This window comes from Desulfosporosinus burensis (assembly GCF_054657535.1).
Genome location: NZ_BAAHYN010000042.1, coordinates 1 through 1,490, shown reverse-complemented (window position 1 = coordinate 1,490; position 1,490 = coordinate 1). Strand labels below are relative to the sequence as shown.

2 protein-coding genes are annotated in these 1,490 nt (G+C 40.9%); both read left to right on the top strand.

Annotated elements, in window-relative coordinates:
* Nucleotides 1-79: 79 nt before the first annotated feature.
* A complete protein-coding gene (locus tag ACYQ3Q_RS28210; RefSeq protein ID WP_459927235.1) occupies nt 80-367 on the top strand; it encodes a transposase in 288 nt (95 codons plus the stop codon).
* Between the two features lie 23 nt (nt 368-390).
* Nucleotides 391-1,266, top strand: a complete 876-nt coding sequence (locus ACYQ3Q_RS28205; RefSeq protein ID WP_459927236.1) for an IS3 family transposase — start codon at nt 391-393, stop codon at nt 1,264-1,266.
* Nucleotides 1,267-1,490: the final 224 nt, after the last annotated feature.

Here is a 1,490-nt window from a genome sequence, read left to right as displayed (position 1 = left end):
TGGAGTAGTATCATTTTAGTTAAGTCAGAAAACTCGTAATTCTGGTAAGAATAGGAAAAACGAAAGAAGGTAAATCCAGATGCGAGAATACGACAAAGACTTCAAACAAGAGGCCATCAAGTTGTCTTACGAATTAGGGACGACGGCTGCCTCAGAGAAACTGGGGATTCCAGTAACAACGCTATACTCATGGAAAAATCAATCAAAACGGTATGGAGAAGTAAGTTTTGTTGGCAGCGGACATAAACGTATTGACCCAAAAACAGCTGAAACCAAAGCAATGGAAAAGAAGATTAAAGACCTTGAAGCCGCCAATGATATTCTAAAAAGGGCCTTAGGTTTTTTCGCAGAGAGCCAAAAGAAATAGCTGCACGAGAGCTTTTTCATTGGATGTGGTTTCACAAAACTAAAGAGAAAACCAAGCACAGCATAAAAACCATGTGCAGAGTATTACTGGTTAGTGAAGCCGGATATTATAAGTGGTTAAAAAGGCAGTCCAAGCCTTACAAATACGAAGAACTTTTGGCTAAGATCCTTCAAATTCGTGCGGACAACCCGGACTATGGAGCATACAGGATTTATCTCCATTTAAAACTTTATCAAGGCTATACCGGTAGCTATTATGTAATCCTTAAGCTCTGTAAAATCAACCATCTTATGCTCAAGAAGAAACATCACTGTAGAGGAATAACCAAAGCAGATCTAGCCGCTCAAGCCAGTGCCAATCTCATCAAACAAGACTTTTCTGCAGTATCACCCAATCAAAAATGGCTTGGAGATGTCACAGAAATCCCAACGGCTGACGGAAAGCTTTATTTAGCCGCCGTATTGGATTGTTTCGATGGAAGTATCGTGGGATTTAAAATGGCAAATCACATGAGAGCCGAGCTATGTGTCGAAGCCTTTACCTCGGGTGTTAAGAGGTATCAAGCCTATGGGATGGTCTTTCATTCGGACAGGGGTAGTCAATACACAAGCGGGATCTACCGTCAAGCACTCGCCCAGCATGGTGCGAAACAGAGTATGAGCAGTACTGGTAAATGTTATGACAATGCCAGAATGGAGTCCTTTTTTGCCACATTAAAGAAAGAAAGCATCTATAAATTCAGAACCGAAACAATGAGTATGGAAAAGATTAAAAGCATAGTGTTTAGATTTATAGAAACCTATTACAATCGGAAACGAATTTACACTCCAAACGGAGGTTATCCGCCCCTAGTAATGCGTTCACAGTATTATCGAGAGCGTTTACCCCAAGCGGTGTAACAGTTAAGAGGCTTCGCCTCTTGAGTTTATCGCTTTTTGGTTCTCCTAAGGATAGAAATAAAGATACCAGGGTGATTAAATATATCCCCTGGCTATCCTTAGCAGAACTCTACCGGCCGCTCGTGTTGCTCTCCAGCATTTCACTATCCTGCCTGTAGATAAGAGCCAGTTATATTATAACCATAAATTGGTACTAAAATTACGAGTTTAGGGACTAAACCAAA